Below are 15,383 nucleotides of genomic sequence, written 5' to 3' on the forward strand. Positions count from 1 at the left end.
GACTGAAAACTAGAGTTTTTTCTATTGTTTCAAAGCATTATACAAGTTGCGGATCGGTTGCTTTAATGTCGGATGGATAAAATGAGGCGCAATTTCTTGAAGAGATTCAAGGACAAAAAGGCGTTCCGCTATGTAAGGATGGGGCAAAATAAGGTCATCTGTATAAAGGACCTGGTCCTCCACAAAGAGCAAGTCCAAATCAATCAAACGAGGCCCCCAATGTACTTCTCTCACCCGTCCCATCTCTGACTCAATGGCTAACAAGTTCTCTAATAGAACTGGGGCCGGCAACCAGGTTTCAACCTCAACCACTTGATTAGCAAAGCTATCTTGCTCCACACCACCCCAAGGCTCCGTCGTCAAGACACTGGACTCTTTGAGAATATGGATACCTCGAGCTCGCATTTTCTCAATGGCTTGTTTCAAATTTGCTTGTTTATCTCCCATATTGCTTCCTAGGGCGATAAAGGCCCGTTGCTTGCGGCGATGAATGGTTACCGAGCAAGTATCTAGTGGCAAATGCACTGGTGCCCAAGGCTTTTTCAGTTCCAGCTTTATTTCTTGGACAAGAGGATAAGCCTCAAAAGTACGTTCTACCAGTTTGTAGGCTACCGTTTCAATCAAATCTTCAGTGCTCTCCTGAAACCAAGTCGTCCACTGCTGACACAGTTCTCCGTAATGGACAGAGGCTGTTAAATCCAAATCTGTAGCCGCCTTGGTCATATCATAGGATAGGATTGCGGAAATAACAAACTTTTGCCCTAATTCTTTCTCACTAGGAAAAAGACCATGATAGGCAAAAATTTCCAAATCCTTAATCTGCAGTTGATCCATAATGATTCCTTTCTAGAAAAATCCGCTTCAAGCGGATTTTTTTTATACTCAATGAAAATCAAAATGCAAACTAGGAAGCTAGCCACAGGCTGCTCAAAACACTGTTTTGAGGTTGCAGATGGAAGCTGACGTGGTTTGAATTTGATTTTCGAAGAGTATTATAGTCCCATTATTCGAAGAGTATTATAGTCCCATTAAACGATAAGCCTGGTCTCGGAGGTCCTTATCTGTTTCAAATAGACCACGAGCTACTGTCGTCAAGGTTGCTGTGCCTGGTTTTCTGACACCTCGCATGCTCATACACATATGTTCCGCCTCAATAACAACAAAGGCTCCCTTAGCACCCAGATACTCCATCAAGGCATCGGCCACTTCGATATTCAATCGTTCTTGAATTTGTGGTTTTTTAGAATAAACTTCAACCGTACGGGCTAGCTTAGACAATCCTGCCACACGACCATCTGGAATGTAGGCAATGTGCGCTCTACCATAAAATGGCAGAAAGTGATGCTCACACATCGTGTGGAAAAAGATATCCTTTTCTACTACCATGTTATCATCGATAATCTCAAAGGATTTTGACAAATGTTCCTCCGCTGTTTGACCAAGACCTGAAAAAATCTCTTGGTACATACGAGCGACACGAGCAGGTGTTTCCTGCAAGCCCTCGCGGTTAGCGTCCTCTCCTACAGCCTCGATAATCATTTTTACAGCTGCTTCAATCTTTTGTGTATCCATTCTCGTTCTTCCTCTCCATCAGATAGGCTCTCACTTGGCTCAAGAAATACAAGGAACCCGTGACAATCCTAACTGTTTGTTTCTCTTCTTTTTTATCTATCAATTTCTGCTCTAGAAAACCCTGCCAACCTTGGTAGCTGAGATTTCTAGACTTAGCTGCCTCTTTCAGCACGCTTTCATCAGTCGCCCGACTATCGTCAAAATGTGTCAGGGTAAGCTCGGTATCTGGGGTTTCCTCCAACAAATCCAACATATCTTCCAAGGCCTTGGTTTTGATGCAGGTAAAGAGGATCTCCTTATGATAATCCGCAAAACGTTCTTGCAAGGTTTCTATTAAAGCCTTGATAGCATGAGGATTGTGGGCTCCATCCAAAATCATCAAGGGTTCCCTTGACACGACCTCCAGACGCCCTGGCCATCTTGTTTCTTCCAAGGCTTGAGCAATCAAGTCATTGCTTGCTAGCTCTTGGCCATCTTCTTGACAAAAAGTATCAAGTAAAGCTATGGCCATCCCAGCATTCTCTATCTGGTGCAAACCAAGCAAACCAGTCTGGAATCGACCTTGTCTGACCGAACTGGTATAATCAAAGATTTCTCCCATTACCACACTCTCTTGGTGACTGACCTGATAATCTTTCCCATAGGCAAGTCTCGGTGCATCTTTCCCTTCCGCAATGCGGTCAATCACAGCCAAAGCTTCTGGAGCAATACGACCTGTCACCAAGGGAATACCTTGTTTGATAATACCAGCTTTCTGCTCTGCTATGGCTTCCAAGGTGTCACCAAGTAGGGCTACATGGTCCAATCCAATAGTCGTAATTCCTGTCAAAATGGGCTGACAGACATTGGTACTATCTAAAAGCCCACCCATGCCGACTTCCATGATAGCCACATCTACTTGCTCTGAAGCAAAGTAGTCATAGGCCAGAGCTGTGATAATCTCAAACTCGGTTGTTCCTTGTAAAGCAAGGCCCCTCTCCCCCTCAAGCAAAGACTCATAGTTTGCCATGAGGGCTTCTAGTCTAGCTTCGGGAATGGATTCCCCATTGATGCTAATCTGGTCTGTATAATGAATGAGATAGGGCGAGCTGAACACACCAACTCTCAGGCCTAGCTTTTCCAGCATATTTTTCAAAAAAGCAATAGTCGAACCCTTGCCATTGGTCCCTCCGATATGGATAACCTTGAGTTTGAGATGGGGATTGCCACGCAAAGCTAACAGTTCCACCATTCGTTCCAAGCCAAAATGCGGTTGGTCCGTCCGATAGTTGACAATCCACTGATTGTTTTCAATTTCTTTCATCTTATTTATATTGTTTTAAATCTAAATTTTCCGCTTCATCAGCCAGACGAATAGCGGAGGCAATTTCAACTGCCATCCTGTGACTAGCTACGTCATGCACGCGCACCACTTCTACACCCTGTCTCGCAGCGATACTAGTTACATGAGCCGAAGCCGTATCTCGATTACGGAAACCAAGTTCTGTCTCAGGATTGACTTCAAAGCCATTTTCTTCAAGGATATTGATTACAAACCTCTTGCGCGACACTCCAAGAAAGATTGGATAGCCTTTCTGATGTAGTTTATCCAGATCCCGTAAAAGAAGCAGATTTTCTTTCTTGGTCAGACCAAAGCCGATTCCTGGATCCAGCAGGATGTTTTCTTGTGCAATTCCAGCTTGATTTGCTCTCGCTAGTGCTCGTTCAAAGAAAGTCTCCATCAACTCTTCGATTGGCAATGTTTCAAAGTCAGCTAACTCTTCCTCTGTAAAAGCTTGTCCAAAACCAAAATGAGGAAATATGAGCGCGCTAGGGTGCTGAGGTCGCGCCATAACTGGATTAAACATAATGACTACTTTCGCTCCAGCCTTAGCAACCACATGAGCCATTTTCTCATCACCCATAAGACCAGTGATATCATTGACTAGATTGGCACCAGCAGCCAAAGCAGCCTCTGCCACCTGACTTTTCCAAGTATCAATGGAAATGAGGACATTACTTTCCTTGCGAATCGCTTTAATCACTGGAACAACACGCTGGATTTCCTCTTCTATCTCAACATAGCTACTTCCCGGCCGAGGCCGAGTCGATTCTCCGCCGATATCGATCATACTAGCCCCTTCTGCTATCAATTTACGAGCCTGCTGGAGTGCCTGCTCAAGAGCAAAAAATTGACCACCGTCCGAAAAGGAGTCTGGGGTTACATTAATAATTCCGCAAATAGATGTCTTTGAATGATTGGCTTTACTTGACATATCGGTCACTCCCTCAAGGTTTTTCATCATATTATTTCTCTATTTTACCATAAAAAGAAAAAGATGGACACGATTGCATTCATCTTTTTCCCAGTAGAAACAAGTAAGCAATTGTCAAAAATCTTAAACAGAAATCCCTAATGTCCGACTCATGATCACCACAAGAGCCAATAAACAGAAGGCTACCCCATTAACAATCATGTGAAGCAAGATAGACATTTCCAAACGTTGGGTTTTGTAAGCCGTCCAAGATAGAACAATCGACATACCTCCATAAATCAATAAAGAAGGTAAATTACTTGGTTGATGCAATAAAGCAAACACAATCGTACCGACTACAAATCCCAAGTTCTCTTTTCCTCGGAAAATCTTTTTAGGAATAATCCCACGGCACAAGATTTCCTCACAAATCGGAGCAAGCAAGGCCAGTAAGAAGAAACTGGAAATCAGAGAACTATTCTGAACCATATCGTTAATCTGAGACTGGTTACTTGTTGTCGTCTCATTTGACAGTTGTAACAAGATAGAACCAAGTATATTTGACCCGATAATAACTAAATAACTCAAGCCCAAACGTGCCAAATCCTTCGCTCTAAAAAAAGAAAAATTAAAACTTGCTAATTGCGTTTTACGAGCTCCAAAAATAAATAGTGCCAAAACTACAATCGAAATACCAGCAACTATCAGTCCTGACTGCAACAGTGGTACTGCATTTAAAGTTAAAATAGCAGTAACCCCTATAGGAATCTGATATAAAATTGTCGCCAGCAAAAAGATTAACAGCCAACCTGCACGATTCAATAATTCTTTCCACATATTTTTCTCTTTCATCACCCATCTCCTTTATATTAAAAAAGGGGGAAAATCCCCCTGGGTTATCCTATTATAAGGCCATACTGATGTAGTTAAGGATAAACAAGGCATCCAAAATCCAAATCATAACATGAACATCTTTAGCTTGACCTTTGACAAGCTTAGTCAAAGTGTAAGTCAAGAAACCAACTGCAATCCCTTGAGTGATAGAGTAGCTGAATCCCATAAAGATAGATGTGAAGAAGGCAGGAACTGCTTCAGACATATCATCCCAATGGATATTTTTCAAGCTAGCCAACATCATAATCCCAACGATAATCAAGATTGGAGCTGTAGCAGCTGTTGGTACAATCGCTAGAAGTGGGCTAAAGAAGCTTGAGATCGCAAAGCAGATTGCCACAACCAAGGCTGTCAAACCAGTACGTCCACCTGCACCGATACCAGCAGCAGACTCAACATAAGTCGTTACGTTTGAAGTACCTGCGATGGCACCAATAGAAGTACCAATCAAGTCTGAATAAAGAGCCTTGTCCAACTTAGCTGATTGGTGATTTTCACCATTTGTAGCTACGATACCAACTTTTTCACCTGTACCGATCAAGGTACCAATCGTGTCAAAAATATCTGTCAATGAGAAGGCAAGAATAGCCATCAGAGTTTCAGGCAAGCGAGCTGTATCTGAAATCAAAGCTCCCAAACCTTCTGAACCAAGAGCTGCACCAAAGACTGTCTTCAAGTCTTCAAAGGCTGCACCAACATGGTTATTAGCAAAATCGATACTAGACAAATCTACCAAACCAACTGCGATAGCAAGAACAGTTGTTGTCAAGATAGAGAGAATAATTCCCCCTTTAATCCCTTTGATAACAAAGAAGATAGTAATGGCAAGTCCTGCAAGAGCCACCAAAACAGCTGGATTATTAAAGCTGACCAAGCCTGGAACTGCTGAAGAGTTTGCTGCAATCGTTGCTTGAGCTTTGTCAGCCCCTTCTCCTACAACAATATAGTTGCCTGGATCAATCGTAAATTTCAAAAGTCCAGCATTCTTAATTCCCACGTAGGCAAGAAAGACACCGATACCAGCTGAAATAGCTGAGCGAAGAGCATTTGGAATCGATTCAATGATCATTTTACGAACATTTGTCAAGGTAATAATCAATGAGATAATTCCACAGATGAAGACCATAGCTAGAGCTTCTTGCCAAGAATAACCAAGTCCAAATACAACCGTGAAGGTAAAGAAGGCATTAAGTCCCATACCTGGCGCTTGGGCATAAGGTAAGTTAGCGTAGAAAGCCATCATCAAGGTACCTGCTACTGCACCAATAATTGTTGCGAGAAACACACCCTGAGCAGGCATTCCTGTTTGCGAAAGAATTTGTGGATTTACAAAGAGAATATAACTCATTGCAAAGAAAGTTGTTAAACCAGCGAGAACCTCCGTACGAACGTCTGTACCGTTCTCTTTTAGTTTAAATAATTTGTCCATTATCAATCTCCTTTTAATTTTTACGAACAATAATAGAATTATATCATTTATCATTCACTTTTTCAATATCTTTGTTTGATTTATTTAAGAAATTGATGGAATTTCATTTTTTGTTTGGAATCTGCTTTTCTGCCTGCTTTTTGTTATAATAGAAGACATCTTATCTGAAAAGACACTAGAAAGGTCCCTATGACGAAAAAAATTATTGCAGTTGACCTGGATGGAACCCTACTCAACTCAGACAGTCAAATTTCTGACTTTACCAAAGAAACTATAAAAAAAGTTACTGAAAAAGGCCATCAGGTTATTATTACGACAGGTCGCCCTTACCGTATGTCAAAAGATTTTTACCGTGAACTGGCCTTAGACACTCCTATGATTAACTTCAACGGCTCCCTCACTCATCTACCAGACCAAATTTGGGACTTTGAAAAGTGTTTGACCGTAGACAAAAAATATCTGTTAGACATGGTTCAACGTTCAGAGGATATTCAAGCCGATTTTATCGCTGGAGAATATCGTAAAAAATTCTACATTACAAATCCCAATGAAGAAATTGCCAATCCCAAACTATTTGGTGTAGAAGCTTTCCAGCCTGAAAATCAATTTCAGCCTGAATTGGTGACCAAGGATCCTAACTGTATTCTGCTGCAGACCAGAGCCAGTGACAAGTATGCTTTGGCAGAAGAAATGAACGCCTTCTATCAGCATCAACTGTCTATCAATACTTGGGGTGGTCCGCTCAATATCCTTGAGTGTACCCCAAAAGGTGTCAATAAGGCCTTCTCCTTGAACTACTTGCTCAAGGTAATGAATCGTGACAAAAAAGATTTGATTGCCTTTGGAGATGAACACAACGATACCGAAATGCTCGCTTTTGCTGGAAAAGGCTATGCCATGAAAAATGCCAATCCAGACCTGCTCCCTTATGCGGATGAGCAACTCCCCCTAACCAATGACCAAGATGGGGTTGCCAAAACCCTACAAGATTTATTCTTATAGTCCAGTCTGACCAGCTTGCAAGCTGGTCTTTGTGCTCTTTTCACAGTCTCGTCAACCGGTTAATCGATTGTTCTATTTTTTACCTCCAAAACCTTGGAAAAGGCTTTCTTTTGTGATATACTTCACATATAAATACAAGAGAGCTCGTCACACTCGACTCTGTTGAAAAAAATCAATCCAGTCCTGTTGTCCCTGTTCTCGGCCAATATCAAGGAGGATAGCTATGAAAGCTGTTGTTGTAAATCCAGAAAGCACTGGTGTTGCTGTTGAAGAAAAAGTACTCCGTCCACTTGAAACTGGGGAAGCACTTGTAGAAATCGAATACTGTGGTGTTTGCCACACTGACCTCCACGTTGCCCACGGTGACTTTGGTCAAGTACCAGGACGTGTTCTAGGACACGAAGGTGTTGGTATCGTTAAAGAAATTGCACCAGATGTTAAAAGCCTTAAAATCGGTGACCGCGTCAGCGTTGCTTGGTTCTTTGAAGGATGTGGTACTTGCGAATACTGTACAACTGGCCGTGAAACTCTTTGCCGGACAGTAAAAAATGCCGGCTACTCAGTAGACGGAGGTATGGCTGAACAATGTATCGTAACTGCAGACTATGCTGTCAAAGTTCCTGACGGACTTGATCCAGCCCAAGCTTCTTCTATTACATGTGCTGGGGTAACAACCTATAAAGCTATTAAGGAAGCCAAAGTTGAACCAGGCCAATGGGTTGTTCTTTACGGTGCTGGTGGACTTGGTAACCTAGCTGTTCAATACGCTAAAAAAGTATTCAATGCTCATGTCATCGCAGTTGATATCAATAACGACAAACTTGCCCTTGCAAAAGAAGTGGGTGCGGACATTGTTATTAACGGCCTCGAAGTTGAAGATGTACCTGGACTCATCAAGGAAAAAACTGATGGTGGAGCTCATTCAGCTGTCGTAACTGCTGTATCTAAAGTCGCCTTCAACCAGGCTGTTGACTCAGTTCGTGCTGGTGGTCGCGTAGTCGCTGTTGGTCTTCCTTCTGAAATGATGGAACTCAGCATCGTGAAAACAGTTCTAGATGGAATCCAAGTCATCGGTTCTCTTGTTGGAACTCGTAAAGACTTGGAAGAAGCCTTCCAATTCGGTGCAGAAGGTTTGGTAGTTCCAGTTGTTCAAAAACGTCCAATAGAAGATGCCGTAGCCATTTTCGACGAAATGGAAAAAGGTCAAATCCAAGGACGTATGGTACTCGACTTCACCCACTAATCTAATAAAAATCTATTTTAAAAGTTGGAATACGCTTCCAACTTTTTTAATAAGGATTCAAAAAAACGTCTCCAAAACTCAATATATCAATATTTTCAGATGTAGTCTTTTTAATTATTTTATGATAAATAGTTGATTTTTAGATGAAAACGGTTTATACTTAAACAGTCTTAAAGTTTTCTTAAACGAAAACTAAAACAAAAAGGAGGAATGACAATAATGAGTATCGGAATCATTATTGCGAGCCACGGCGAATTTGCTGCGGGTATTCATCAGTCAGGATCTATGATCTTTGGTGAACAAGAAAAGGTTCAAGTTGTAACCTTTATGCCAAACGAAGGTCCTGATGATCTATACGCTAAGTTTAATAACGCTGTTGCTGCATTTGACGCAGAAGATGAGGTTCTAGTTTTGGCTGACCTTTGGAGTGGATCTCCATTTAACCAAGCTAGTCGCGTGATGGGAGAAAATCCTGAGCGTAAGTTTGCCATCATCACAGGACTGAACTTACCGATGTTAATTCAAGCCTACACAGAGCGCCTCATGGACGCTGCTGCAGGTGTAGAAAAAGTCGCTGCTAATATCATTAAAGAAGCCAAAGATGGCATCAAAGCTCTTCCAGAAGAGCTAAACCCAGTTGAGGAAGTAGCAAGCGCTGCAGCTGCTCCAGTTGCCCAAGCTGCTATTCCAGAAGGAACTGTCATCGGAGACGGTAAACTCAAAATCAACCTTGCCCGTCTAGACACTCGTTTACTTCACGGTCAAGTTGCAACTGCTTGGACTCCAGATTCAAAAGCAGATCGTATCATCGTTGCTTCAGATAACGTAGCTAAAGACGAATTACGTAAAGAATTGATTAAACAAGCAGCTCCAGGTAAAGTGAAAGCAAATGTTGTTCCTATCCAAAAACTAATCGACGTTGCAAAAGATCCTCGCTTCGGAGGAACACATGCCCTTATCTTGTTTGAAACACCTCAAGATGCCCTTCGTGCTATCGAAGGTGGCGTGCCAATCAAAACTCTTAATGTTGGATCAATGGCTCACTCAACTGGTAAAACAATGGTTAACAACGTTTTGTCTATGGATAAAGAAGACGTTGCTACATTTGAAAAAATGCGTGACCTTGGTGTTGAATTTGATGTACGTAAAGTACCAAACGACACCAAAAAAGATTTGTTTGACTTGATCAACAAAGCAAACGTGCAATAATCGATTTTATGAAAGGATTTTAAAGATGTCTATTATTTCTATGGTTTTAGTAGTCGTTGTAGCCTTCCTAGCAGGTCTTGAAGGTATCCTCGACCAGTTCCAATTCCATCAACCAATCGTAGCTTGTACCCTTATCGGTCTTGTTACTGGTAACCTTGAAGCAGGGATCATCCTTGGTGGTTCTCTTCAAATGATCGCCCTTGGTTGGGCTAACATCGGAGCTGCCGTAGCTCCTGACGCTGCTCTTGCTTCTGTTGCTGCTGCCATTATCATGGTTCTTGGTGGCGACTTTACTAAGACAGGTATCGGTGTTGCCCAAGCGGTTGCTATCCCTCTTGCAGTTGCTGGTCTATTCTTGACTATGATTGTCCGTACACTCTCTGTCGGATTGGTTCACACTGCTGATGCTTCTGCTAAAAAAGGTGACTTTAAAGCAGTTGAACGTGCTCACTTTGTCGCACTTCTTCTTCAAGGTCTTCGTATTGCAGTCCCTGCAGCACTCCTTCTAATGGTACCAACTGAAACCGTACAAAGCATTCTAAATGCTATGCCTGATTGGCTTAAAGATGGTATGGCTATCGGTGGTGGTATGGTCGTTGCCGTTGGTTACGCTATGGTTATCAACATGATGGCAACTCGTGAAGTATGGCCATTCTTCGCTATCGGTTTCGTGCTTGCTGCCGTGTCAGATATTACTCTAATCGGATTTGGTGCTATCGGTGTTGCTATCGCTCTTATCTACCTTCACCTTTCTAAAACTGGTGGAAACGGTGGCGGAGGAGCCGCAACTTCTAACGACCCAATCGGCGATATCCTAGAAGACTACTAAGATAAGAAAGGACTGAAAACATCATGACTGAAAAACTTCAATTAACTAAATCAGATCGTAAAAAAGTTTGGTGGCGTTCAACTTTCTTACAAGGTTCTTGGAACTATGAACGTATGCAAAACTTGGGTTGGGCTTACTCATTAATTCCAGCTCTTAAAAAACTCTACACTAAAAAAGAAGATCAAATCGCTGCTCTTGAACGCCATCTTGAGTTCTTCAACACTCACCCATACGTAGCCGCTCCAATCATGGGGGTTACTCTTGCACTTGAAGAAGAACGTGCTAACGGTGTTGAAATTGATGACGCTGCTATCCAAGGGGTTAAAATCGGTATGATGGGACCTCTTGCTGGTATCGGTGACCCAGTATTCTGGTTTACAGTACGCCCAATCCTTGGATCACTCGGTGCTTCACTTGCCCTTACTGGTAATATCTTAGGTCCAATCCTCTTCTTCGTTCTTTGGAACTTGATTCGTATGTCATTCTTGTGGTATACACAAGAGATTGGATACAAGGCTGGATCAGAAATCACTAAAGATATGTCTGGCGGTATCCTTCAAGACATCACTAAAGGAGCTTCTATCCTTGGTATGTTCATTCTTGCTGTCCTTGTTCAACGTTGGGTAAATATTAAATTTGCTTTCGATGTTGCCAAAGTTCAACTAGATGAAAAGGCTTATATCCATTGGGATAAATTGCCAGAAGGATCTAAAGGTATCCAAGAAGCATTCGCACAAGTAGGACAAGGATTGTCTCAAACACCTGAAAAAGTTACTACTTTCCAACAAAACTTGGATATGTTGATCCCTGGACTATCAGGACTACTCCTTACTCTCCTTTGCATGTACTTGCTTAAGAAAAAAGTATCTCCAATCACTATTATCCTTGCACTCTTCGCAGTGGGTATTGTGGCACATGTTCTTCACATCATGTAATCAAGCAACTTAAAAGGAATCAGGTTCTAAAATCTGATTCCTTTTTTCTATACTTTTATTCGGCCAAGGCACCCATTGGATCCCATGGTGCAAGGACGATTGGTTCTGCTTCATAGGCAGCTAGTTCTTCTGCTGTTAGTAATTCCTTACGAACAACAATTTGATAAGTGTATTCGTCCATCCAAGCATCTGAAGCAACAAAGTAACCATCTGTACCAACCTTGTCTCCCCATGAGTTTTCAACCTTCCACTTGGTTGACTTGCCATTTTCATCCAAATCCACACCTGTCAAGACCATGGCGTGGGTCATCAAGCTCTCACTGTAATCCAAACGTCCAGCCTTGTCTTGAGTGAGTTTAATGTCCATGCTTGATTCAAAGTCATAAACATCTGTCGCAAGGATCCCAGCTTTACGATTGCTGAGTTGACCGACATCTGATCCAAACCAAACAGTCTCACCTGCTTGCATTTGGGCAATCGCTAATTCTTTCAAGCGTTCCATCGGTACATTGATGTAACGAACCGCACGGCTACCAACCACATTCCCCAACATCTCAACTGTGTAAGATTTGCCGTAAGGCTTGTCAGCAGTTGGGGCATTGATAACAGAAACATAGTCCTCTAGAGGAAGATTGACATATTTCTTGTAAAACTCTTGTGGTGTGATGCCCTTTTCGCTTTGGTAGTTGTTATCCTTATCGCGATAAGCAAAGTCAAATTTACGTGGTGGAAGGCCTAGGGACATAGCAAGAAAATTAAAGATTTCTTGCAAGAGGTCTTCTTTCTTAGCTTGAACAGTCGCTTGGTCTGCACCAGAAGCGAGCAAGTCACGCAAGATTTGAGCATCTTGACGAAGCAATTTGTTGAGAATGGCATTTAGCTCACGACTACTGCTAGATGAAACAGATTCAGGGTAAACCGACTTAGGAACGACACCGTATTTCTCAAAGAGAGACACCACCATATCCCACTGACCTCCGTCTTGTTGTGGTGTTTGGAGTAGGAATTTAACCTTACGGCTGGTCAAGTCTTGGTCTGCAGTCGCAATGACTTGCTCCAAGAACCAGTTTGATTTCTCATACTTGTCCCAGAAGAAGGTGTGGGCCTGTGATAACTCAAAATTTTCCAATTTATATTGTGAAATGAGTTTGTGGCGGAAGGTGTTAAGAGCTGCAAACATCCAGCAACGACCAGACGCTTTCTGGTTGGTTACCTTGTCCTTAGTCAAATCCAATGAGAAAACAGGTGTATTGTCTACATGGCTTTGGCGACGTTCTAGGGCTGCAAAAATTCCATTGTGGCTGGCTGCATTTTCAATCGCTTGGTATTTGACATTTGCTTCATAATTGGCAAATAATTTATCAGTAAATGATTCTTGAATCGCGTTCATAGATTCCTCCTTTTATTCTACAGTCTATTATAACTCTTTTCACAAAGTAAGCAACTGAAAAACATAAAAGGCAAGGATATTCTTCCTCACCTTTTTCGAATATAAACCAAATTAAGTAATACTAGCAAGAAGATTTTCTAATTCCTCCTTGGTCAAGCGACGCCATTCCCCTCGTTCTAAGTTCTCATCCAATACTAGCGTTCCCATAGTCAAACGTTGCAAGTCTACTACTTCCTTGCCACAGTAGGCCACCATACGCTTGACCTGATGAAACTTCCCTTCTGCAATGGTCACACGAATTTGGCTTTGATTTTTTTCTGTGTCTACGGACACAATCTCCAGTTTAGCGGGCTGACAATTAAAGTCTTTGAGAGAAATACCCTCGGCAAATGTCTCCACATCTTCTTGGGTCATAATTCCTTTGACCTGAGACAGATATGTCTTGTCAACATGACGCTTAGGTGAAAGAAGAGCATGGGCAAGCTTGCCGTCATTAGTCAAGAGCAAAAGACCATGCGTGTCAATATCCAAGCGTCCTACTGGGAAAACTTCCTTGCTCCGAGCAATATCATCCAGCAAGTCCAGAACCGTTCTGTGCTTAGGATCCTCAGTCGCTGAGATAACTCCTTTGGGCTTGTTCATCATGTAGTAGACAAACTCTTCATACTCCAACACTTGCCCGTCAAAGCGAATCTCATCTCTTTCTTCATCAATCTGCAGTTTCGCTGACTTTTCTTTTTTACCATTTACCATCACGCGCCCAGACTTGAGCAAGTTTTTGACCTCAGTCCGACTCCCCACAGCGCAGGCAACTAAAAATTTATCTAATCTCATAGAACTATTATATCATACTCAAAAGGAGGCTGGTACAATGACCAACCTCCTTTTCGTTTCATACTCTTCAAAAATCTCTTCAAACCGCGTCAACGTCGCCTTGCCGTATATATGTTACTGACTTCGTCAGTTCTATCTGCAACCTCAAAACGGTGTTTTGAGCTGACTTCGTCAGTTCTATCTGCAACCTCAAAACAGTGTTTTGAGCTGGCTTCGTCAGTTTCATCTACAACCTCAAAGCAGTGCTTTGAGCAACCTGCGGCTAGTTTCCTAGTTTGCTCTTTGATTTTCATTGAGTATCAGATTTAAGAAATTAACTTCCTCGTCTCCAGAAAATCGCTAAGACAATCATGGAACCTAGTACTGCCGGAATAATGGCAGTTCCTGCTATTATCGGTCCCCAAGTCCCAAAAAGCAAATGGCCTATAAAGGCACCAATCCATCCGAGAAACATTTTTCCAAAACATCCCATGCGTTCTCCACGATTGGTCAGAGTACCTGCTAAAAATCCAACTAGGAGACCAACGAACATACTTCCTAACATATTATCTCCTTAATTTGCCCAATCTCCGTTACGGAAGAGTGGTACACGTGTCCCATCCTCACGGATACCATCGATATTCATTTGGTCAGAACCAATCATAAAGTCTACGTGAACATCTGAACGGTTAAGCCCCGCAGCTTCAAGCTCCTCTTCACTCATCTCCGCTCCACCAACAACGCTAGTTGCATAGGCTGCACCAATAGCCAAGTGGTTTGAAGCATTCTCATCGAAAAGGGTGTTAAAGAAGGTAATACCTGACTGAGAAATTGGGCTTGGATCTGGTACCAAGGCACATTCACCCAAGGCGCGCGCGCCCGCGTTTTCAAATACAAGGTCTTTCATCACTTGATCACCCTTCTCAGCAGTGATATCAACGATTTGTCCATCCTTAAAGGTCACCTTAATACCTTCAATAATGTTTCCGTTATAACTAAGCGGTTTTGTAGAAGTGACATAACCATCTGCACGACGGAAATCAGGTGCTGTGAAGACTTCTTCTGTCGGCATATTTGGCAAGAATCCTTCGCCCTGTGCATTGATAGCACCAGCTGATTCCCAAACATGGTTTTTCGGCAAACCAAGTGTCAAATCTGTTCCTGGCGCTGTGTAGTGAAGGGCTGAAAATTGCTCTTTATTAAGCATATCGGCCTTGCTCTTGAGGATAGTTGCATGCTCTTCCCAAGCCTTAACAGGATCTTCTTCATAGACACGGCAAGTTTTGAAGATTTGGTCCCAAAGGAGATCGACTGCTTCTTCATCGTTCGCAGCATTTGGAAAGACTTTCTTAGCCCACTCAAGTCCAGCAGCGGCTGCTACCGTCCAGCTAACCTTGTTAGATTGAGTTGCGATTCGCATTGGCTTCATGGCAAGTCCCATAGCTTTAGCAGAAGCTGAAAGCTTGTCAGCATCCACACCGTTCAAAGCACCTGGATCAGATGAACGAACTCCAAGACGGCTAGCCTTGTTTTCCAAAAGATAGTTCATCTCAGCAATCTTATATTCTGGCACATTGTCCAAACGCTCCATCGGCGCATGGAGGAATTTCTCACGGTTAATCACATCATCTGTCCACTGAACAATAACCTCGTGCGCACCCAAAGCATAAGCTTCTTTGACGATTAAGTGAGCCAACTCGCGTTGCTCCACATCGATAGAGAGAGCCAAAGTGTGACCAGGTTGCACATTGATTCCGTTCGCAACCAATAATTTCGCATATTTTTCTAGATTTTCTTTAAAATTTGGTAAAACCATTCTGTTATCTCTTTTCT

16 protein-coding genes are annotated in these 15,383 nt (G+C 42.4%); 5 read left to right on the forward strand and 11 right to left on the reverse strand.

The window, feature by feature from the left end:
- Positions 1 to 21: 21 nt before the first annotated feature.
- The 6 genes from folK to OCF95_RS08265 form a co-directional block, all read right to left on the reverse strand.
- Positions 22 to 834 (reverse strand): 2-amino-4-hydroxy-6-hydroxymethyldihydropteridine diphosphokinase, encoded by an 813-nt coding sequence (gene folK, locus OCF95_RS08240; RefSeq protein WP_020903074.1) that lies wholly within the window; start codon positions 832 to 834, stop codon positions 22 to 24.
- 183 nt (positions 835 to 1,017) lie between these two features.
- Positions 1,018 to 1,572 carry a GTP cyclohydrolase I FolE gene (gene folE, locus OCF95_RS08245; RefSeq protein WP_000380917.1) on the reverse strand — a complete coding sequence of 185 codons (555 nt, stop codon included), beginning with the start codon at positions 1,570 to 1,572 and terminating at the stop codon, positions 1,018 to 1,020.
- Positions 1,553 to 2,875 carry a bifunctional folylpolyglutamate synthase/dihydrofolate synthase gene (locus OCF95_RS08250; protein WP_261105219.1) on the reverse strand — a complete coding sequence of 441 codons (1,323 nt, stop codon included), beginning with the start codon at positions 2,873 to 2,875 and terminating at the stop codon, positions 1,553 to 1,555. The genes folE and OCF95_RS08250 overlap by 20 nt, the downstream gene beginning before the upstream one ends.
- 1 nt (position 2,876) lies before the next feature.
- Positions 2,877 to 3,857: a dihydropteroate synthase gene (gene folP / locus OCF95_RS08255; RefSeq protein WP_261034985.1), complete on the reverse strand. Its 981-nt coding sequence runs from the start codon at positions 3,855 to 3,857 to the stop codon at positions 2,877 to 2,879.
- A 93-nt stretch (positions 3,858 to 3,950) separates the two neighbouring features.
- The gene (locus OCF95_RS08260) at positions 3,951 to 4,658 is read right to left on the reverse strand and encodes a CPBP family intramembrane glutamic endopeptidase (RefSeq protein ID WP_023947032.1); all 708 of its coding nucleotides are present in this window, start codon (positions 4,656 to 4,658) and stop codon (positions 3,951 to 3,953) included.
- 52 nt (positions 4,659 to 4,710) lie between these two features.
- Positions 4,711 to 6,129, reverse strand: coding sequence for an NCS2 family permease (locus OCF95_RS08265; RefSeq protein WP_050262483.1), 1,419 nt, complete (start codon positions 6,127 to 6,129; stop codon positions 4,711 to 4,713).
- Between the two features lie 189 nt (positions 6,130 to 6,318).
- Here OCF95_RS08265 and OCF95_RS08270 point away from each other — a divergent pair, with 189 nt between their 5' ends.
- The 5 genes from OCF95_RS08270 to OCF95_RS08290 all read left to right on the forward strand — a co-directional run bounded on the left by OCF95_RS08270 (position 6,319) and on the right by OCF95_RS08290 (position 11,347).
- Positions 6,319 to 7,131 (forward strand): Cof-type HAD-IIB family hydrolase, encoded by an 813-nt coding sequence (locus OCF95_RS08270; RefSeq protein ID WP_261034987.1) that lies wholly within the window; start codon positions 6,319 to 6,321, stop codon positions 7,129 to 7,131.
- 223 nt (positions 7,132 to 7,354) lie between these two features.
- Positions 7,355 to 8,374: an alcohol dehydrogenase AdhP gene (gene adhP / locus OCF95_RS08275; protein ID WP_261034988.1), complete on the forward strand. Its 1,020-nt coding sequence runs from the start codon at positions 7,355 to 7,357 to the stop codon at positions 8,372 to 8,374.
- A gap of 219 nt (positions 8,375 to 8,593) precedes the next feature.
- Complete coding sequence (locus tag OCF95_RS08280) at positions 8,594 to 9,583, forward strand: PTS sugar transporter subunit IIB (protein WP_004258131.1); 990 nt, start codon at positions 8,594 to 8,596, stop codon at positions 9,581 to 9,583.
- A 25-nt stretch (positions 9,584 to 9,608) separates the two neighbouring features.
- Entirely contained in the window at positions 9,609 to 10,412 is an 804-nt protein-coding gene (locus OCF95_RS08285) for a PTS mannose/fructose/sorbose transporter subunit IIC (protein WP_000022716.1), read from the forward strand.
- Between the two features lie 23 nt (positions 10,413 to 10,435).
- Positions 10,436 to 11,347, forward strand: coding sequence for a PTS system mannose/fructose/sorbose family transporter subunit IID (locus OCF95_RS08290; protein WP_000136864.1), 912 nt, complete (start codon positions 10,436 to 10,438; stop codon positions 11,345 to 11,347).
- Between the two features lie 55 nt (positions 11,348 to 11,402).
- Here the strand turns inward: OCF95_RS08290 and pepC are convergent, their stop codons facing one another.
- From pepC to OCF95_RS08315, 5 genes are all read right to left on the reverse strand, one after another.
- A complete protein-coding gene (pepC, locus tag OCF95_RS08295; protein WP_049492743.1) occupies positions 11,403 to 12,737 on the reverse strand; it encodes an aminopeptidase C in 1,335 nt (444 codons plus the stop codon).
- Between the two features lie 111 nt (positions 12,738 to 12,848).
- Positions 12,849 to 13,571, reverse strand: coding sequence for a pseudouridine synthase (locus OCF95_RS08300; protein ID WP_261050905.1), 723 nt, complete (start codon positions 13,569 to 13,571; stop codon positions 12,849 to 12,851).
- 89 nt (positions 13,572 to 13,660) lie between these two features.
- Positions 13,661 to 13,864, reverse strand: a complete 204-nt coding sequence (locus tag OCF95_RS08305; RefSeq protein ID WP_261105220.1) for a hypothetical protein — start codon at positions 13,862 to 13,864, stop codon at positions 13,661 to 13,663.
- A 20-nt stretch (positions 13,865 to 13,884) separates the two neighbouring features.
- Positions 13,885 to 14,115, reverse strand: coding sequence for a GlsB/YeaQ/YmgE family stress response membrane protein (locus OCF95_RS08310; RefSeq protein ID WP_000901572.1), 231 nt, complete (start codon positions 14,113 to 14,115; stop codon positions 13,885 to 13,887).
- A 9-nt stretch (positions 14,116 to 14,124) separates the two neighbouring features.
- Positions 14,125 to 15,366: an aminopeptidase gene (locus tag OCF95_RS08315; protein ID WP_203213017.1), complete on the reverse strand. Its 1,242-nt coding sequence runs from the start codon at positions 15,364 to 15,366 to the stop codon at positions 14,125 to 14,127.
- Positions 15,367 to 15,383 lie beyond the last annotated feature (17 nt).

Source organism: Streptococcus mitis (genome assembly GCF_946188615.1).
Taxonomy (GTDB): Bacteria; Bacillota; Bacilli; order Lactobacillales; family Streptococcaceae; genus Streptococcus; species Streptococcus mitis_BZ.

Excerpts from the sequence above, each read along its gene's own strand:
- folK (WP_020903074.1), bottom strand. The coding sequence starts at position 834 with ATGGATCAACTGCAGATTAAGGATTTGGAAATTTTTGCCTATCATGGT.
- folE (WP_000380917.1), bottom strand. The coding sequence starts at position 1,572 with ATGGATACACAAAAGATTGAAGCAGCTGTAAAAATGATTATCGAGGCT.
- OCF95_RS08250 (WP_261105219.1), bottom strand. The coding sequence starts at position 2,875 with ATGAAAGAAATTGAAAACAATCAGTGGATTGTCAACTATCGGACGGAC.
- folP (WP_261034985.1), bottom strand. The coding sequence starts at position 3,857 with ATGATGAAAAACCTTGAGGGAGTGACCGATATGTCAAGTAAAGCCAAT.
- OCF95_RS08260 (WP_023947032.1), bottom strand. The coding sequence starts at position 4,658 with ATGAAAGAGAAAAATATGTGGAAAGAATTATTGAATCGTGCAGGTTGG.
- OCF95_RS08265 (WP_050262483.1), bottom strand. The coding sequence starts at position 6,129 with ATGGACAAATTATTTAAACTAAAAGAGAACGGTACAGACGTTCGTACG.
- OCF95_RS08270 (WP_261034987.1), top strand. The coding sequence starts at position 6,319 with ATGACGAAAAAAATTATTGCAGTTGACCTGGATGGAACCCTACTCAAC.
- adhP (WP_261034988.1), top strand. The coding sequence starts at position 7,355 with ATGAAAGCTGTTGTTGTAAATCCAGAAAGCACTGGTGTTGCTGTTGAA.
- OCF95_RS08280 (WP_004258131.1), top strand. The coding sequence starts at position 8,594 with ATGAGTATCGGAATCATTATTGCGAGCCACGGCGAATTTGCTGCGGGT.
- OCF95_RS08285 (WP_000022716.1), top strand. The coding sequence starts at position 9,609 with ATGTCTATTATTTCTATGGTTTTAGTAGTCGTTGTAGCCTTCCTAGCA.
- OCF95_RS08290 (WP_000136864.1), top strand. The coding sequence starts at position 10,436 with ATGACTGAAAAACTTCAATTAACTAAATCAGATCGTAAAAAAGTTTGG.
- pepC (WP_049492743.1), bottom strand. The coding sequence starts at position 12,737 with ATGAACGCGATTCAAGAATCATTTACTGATAAATTATTTGCCAATTAT.
- OCF95_RS08300 (WP_261050905.1), bottom strand. The coding sequence starts at position 13,571 with ATGAGATTAGATAAATTTTTAGTTGCCTGCGCTGTGGGGAGTCGGACT.
- OCF95_RS08305 (WP_261105220.1), bottom strand. The coding sequence starts at position 13,864 with ATGAAAATCAAAGAGCAAACTAGGAAACTAGCCGCAGGTTGCTCAAAG.
- OCF95_RS08310 (WP_000901572.1), bottom strand. The coding sequence starts at position 14,115 with ATGTTAGGAAGTATGTTCGTTGGTCTCCTAGTTGGATTTTTAGCAGGT.
- OCF95_RS08315 (WP_203213017.1), bottom strand. The coding sequence starts at position 15,366 with ATGGTTTTACCAAATTTTAAAGAAAATCTAGAAAAATATGCGAAATTA.